Consider the following 3,878-nt stretch of genomic DNA (forward strand, 5'->3'; position numbering starts at 1 on the left):
AGCGCCCACTCGGCGCGAATTACTTGCCGCCGCGGCGGCCGCCGGAGCGCTCAGCCTGCTCCCAAAGACGCTGCGCGCCGCCGCCGGGAGCGACCCAATCCGCCCCTTTATGATCAACATCCCTCAAACAGAGATCGATGAACTCCGCCGCCGCATTGCGGCGACGCGTTTGCCCGATCCGGAAACGGTCGATGACCGCTCGCAAGGCATAAAGCTGGCGAGCCTGCGCGAGATCGTGCGCTATTGGGGGACCGAATACAACTGGCGCAGGGCAGAGCAGAAACTGAACGCTCTCCCGCAATTCATTACCGAGATCGACGGGCTCGACATCCATTTCATTCAGGTGAAATCCCGTCACGCCAATGCCTTGCCTCTCATCATCACGCACGGCTGGCCAGGCTCGGTCATCGAGCAGCTGAAGGTCATCGGGCCGCTGACCGATCCGACGGCCCATGGGGGCCAGGCGGAGGACGCATTCGACGTCGTGATCCCCTCGATGCCGGGTTACGGCTTCTCCGGCAAGCCGACCGGCACGGGCTGGAATCCCGAGCGCATCGCTCGAGCCTGGGCGGAACTGATGCAGCGCCTCGGCTACACCCGCTACGTCGCCCAGGGCGGTGACTGGGGGTCCCCCGTCTCGAGCGCGATGGCCCGCCAGGCGCCGGCGGGATTGCTCGGAATTCACATCAACCTGCCGGCGACGATACCGCCCGAGGTGGCTGCTGCGCTCGCCGCCGGAAGGCCCGCGCCGGCGGGACTTTCCGAGAAGGAGCGCGCAGCGTTCGATTCGCTCGACACGTTCTTCAGGAAGTACAGGGCCTACGGCGCGATAATGGGCACTCGGCCGCAGGCGATCGGCTACTCCCTGGCGGACTCGCCAGCGGGGCTGGCAGCCTGGATACTTGACTACAACAACGGCGAGCCGGAGCGTGTGCTCGACAGAGACGACGTGCTGGACAACATCACGCTGTATTGGCTGACGAATACAGGAACGTCGGCAGCGCGGCTGTACTGGGAGACCAGTGGCCAAAGCGTCATTCTCGCTGCAGCGCAGAAGACGAGCGACATCTCGCTTCCGGTCGCGATCACGGTGTTTCCGGGAGAGGTCTATCGCGCGCCGGAGACATGGGCCCGCCGCGCCTATCGGAATCTGATCTACTTCAACGAAGTCGACAAGGGCGGGCACTTCGCGGCCTGGGAGCAGCCCGAACTCTTCGCGGCCGAACTGCGCGCCGCCTTCAGGCAGCTGCGCCAATCCATCTGAAATCCGCGGTGCGCTCTGCGTCAGCGTCAAACCAAGGAGAATGTCATGAACAAAACAGCGCCAACCCGACGAGATGTTCTTGCCGCTTCAGTAGCCGCAGGCGCCATCAGCCTGTTGCCTGTGCACGTTGCTTCGGCGGCCGCAGATCACTCCATCCGGCCCTTCACCGTGAAGGTGCCGCAAGCCGTGGTCGATGACCTCCGCCAGCGCATCGCGGCGACACGCTGGCCCACAAAGGAGCTCGTCGGGGATCGGTCGCAGGGCATACAGCTCGCGACAATCCAGGAACTCGCCCGCTACTGGGCGACCGACTACGATTTCGGTCGGCTCGAGGCACGACTGAACGCACTGCCGCAGTTCACGACCGAGATCGACGGGGTGAAGATCCACTTCATCCACGTCAAATCCCGGCATGAGAACGCGTTGCCGCTTATCATGACGCATGGCTGGCCCGGCTCGGTGATCGAGCTGCTGGAGACCGTCAGCCCGCTGACCGACGCGAACGCTCACGGCGGCACATCCGACGACGCCTTCCACCTGGTGCTGCCGTCCTTGCCCGGCTACGGCTTCTCCGGCGAGCCGACCGAGCTCGGCTGGGACTCAGGCCGCATCGCCCGCGCGTGGGCGCAGCTGATGGATCGCCTCGGCTACACGCGCTATGTCGCCCAGGGAGGCGACGTGGGCGCCGATGTCACGGACGTAATGGGCCGCCAGGCGCCCAAGGGGCTGCTCGGCATCCACGTCAACTTGTTCCTCGCGGCGGTCGGCCTCAAGGACCACCTGCCGGCAAAGTCTGAGCAGGAACGCGCGGCGCTCGACGCGGTCAACAGGTTCACCACGGACGGCTCCGCCTACTTCCAGGAGTTGTCCACCCGGCCGCAGACGATCGGCTACTCCCTTCTGGACTCACCGGTCGGGCTGGCGGCCTGGATGCTCGACCACGACACGGACAGCTACTACAAGTTCTCCCGCGCGTTCGTCGACAAACAGCCCGTGGGCAATCTGACCCGGGACAATATCGTCGACAACATCATGCTGTACTGGCTGACGGGCACTGGCGCCTCGGCGGCTCGGTGGTACTGGGAATTCGGACGGGTCGTGGCAGCAGCCCACGCATCCGGCAAGGCCCCCCCGCCGGTCACGGTTCCGGTCGGCTTCACGACGTTCCCCGGCGAGCTCTGGGCTGCACCGCGCAGCTGGGTCGAGACCGTCTACCCCGGCCTCGCCTATTTCAACGAGGTCGACAGGGGCGGCCATTTCGCCGCCTGGGAGGAGCCGGCGCTCTTCTCAGCGGAACTGCGCGCCGCCTTCAGATCACTTCGGTCGGTCCATTGATCACCACCCATCCTGACGAATGAGAGGATACCCAGATGAAAGCGACTCGATGGATCGCAGCCGTCGTTGCGCCATTGTTCATCGAAAGCGGTTGGGCGCTGGACGTGGCCCAAGCACATGACACAGCTCCCGGGGAAACCGTGACGGTCGCGGCGGACGAGCCAATTCCGCATCTGCCAGGGAAACGCCTGGTCGCGCACGTCGTCGACTACGAGCCTGGGGTGAGCTCGGCCGCGCACCATCACCCCAGCTCGGCATTCATCTACGCCTATGTCGTCTCGGGCGCGATCCGGAGCCGGGTCGGTGACGAGCCGGCCCGCGTCTACCGGGCCGGCGAGGCATGGTTCGAGGACCCCGGCTCGCATCACCGGGTGAGCGAGAATGCGAGTGACACCGAGCCGGCGCGCCTGCTTGCCGTGCTCGTCGTGGATGGGCCCGACGAGCAACTGGTGATCCCCGATCTCAGTGAATGAGCCGGATGGAAGGACACGAAAGCCATGTCGCAGAGGATGAACTACTACGCGGCCTCGCCAGCCGGGATGAAGGCGCTCGGCGCCGTCCACGCACACGTTCGCCAGTCGGGGCTCCCCTCGCGGCTGATCGATCTCGTATTCCTGCGCGTTTCGCAGATCAACGGATGCGCCTATTGCATCGACTCGCACTCCAGCGACCTCCTCAAGGGCGGATTGCCTGTCGAGCATCTTGTCCTCGTCGCTGTGTGGCCGGAGGCCGGCCAAATCTTCGACGAGCAGGAAAAGGCGGCGCTGGCGTGGGCAGAGGTCGTGACACGCCTCGGCGACCGGGGTGTGCCGGACGACGCTTACTCGGCTGCGGCCGCGGCCTTCGGCGAAAAGCAGCTGGCCGACCTGACGATCGCGATCAGCCTGATGAACGCCTACAACCGAGTGGCGATCAGTTTTCGCGCGACGCCAATGGCAGTTGCCGCCTGATCAATTCCACCGGCGCCCATCACGTGAAACCACAAGGAGGTTCGCATGAAAACGGCTCTAATATTAGTGGCGGCAGCGGCGCTGATAGTCGGAAGCTTGGCTAAAGCGGAACAGCTTGGAACCAGTCGCACCGATCTGCAACGACACGATCTCGGGATCCCGGGACGGGAGGTCGTCCAGGTGCGCGTCGACCTCGCGCCCGGCGTGCTTGCGCCCAACCACAGCCATCCGGGCGAAGAGATCGTCTACGTCATCGAAGGCTTGCTTCAGTATCAGCTTGAGGGCGAGGCGGCAGTGACGCTTAAGGCGGGCCAGGTCTTGTTCATCCC

The 3,878-nt window shown here is 65.0% G+C and carries 5 protein-coding genes; all 5 read left to right on the forward strand.

The genetic code is table 11. The annotated features are described in order from the left end of the window. On the forward strand, positions 1-1,264 hold a 1,264-nt coding region (locus tag EOA85_RS29735), incomplete at its 5' end, for an epoxide hydrolase family protein (protein WP_245486132.1). A 45-nt stretch (positions 1,265-1,309) separates the two neighbouring features. Further along, a complete protein-coding gene (locus tag EOA85_RS29740; protein ID WP_127212129.1) occupies positions 1,310-2,599 on the forward strand; it encodes an epoxide hydrolase family protein in 1,290 nt (429 codons plus the stop codon). 35 nt (positions 2,600-2,634) lie between these two features. Then, complete coding sequence (locus EOA85_RS29745; protein WP_127212130.1) at positions 2,635-3,072, forward strand: cupin domain-containing protein; 438 nt, start codon at positions 2,635-2,637, stop codon at positions 3,070-3,072. A gap of 24 nt (positions 3,073-3,096) precedes the next feature. Beyond that, positions 3,097-3,549 carry a carboxymuconolactone decarboxylase family protein gene (locus tag EOA85_RS29750; RefSeq protein WP_065011593.1) on the forward strand — a complete coding sequence of 151 codons (453 nt, stop codon included), beginning with the start codon at positions 3,097-3,099 and terminating at the stop codon, positions 3,547-3,549. 45 nt (positions 3,550-3,594) lie between these two features. After that, positions 3,595-3,878: cupin domain-containing protein (locus EOA85_RS29755; RefSeq protein WP_164759967.1), on the forward strand; the 284-nt coding region annotated here is incomplete at its 3' end.

The sequence above is a fragment of the Mesorhizobium sp. M5C.F.Ca.IN.020.29.1.1 genome, from assembly GCF_003997375.1.
Lineage (GTDB): Bacteria > Pseudomonadota > Alphaproteobacteria > Rhizobiales > Rhizobiaceae > Mesorhizobium > Mesorhizobium wenxiniae.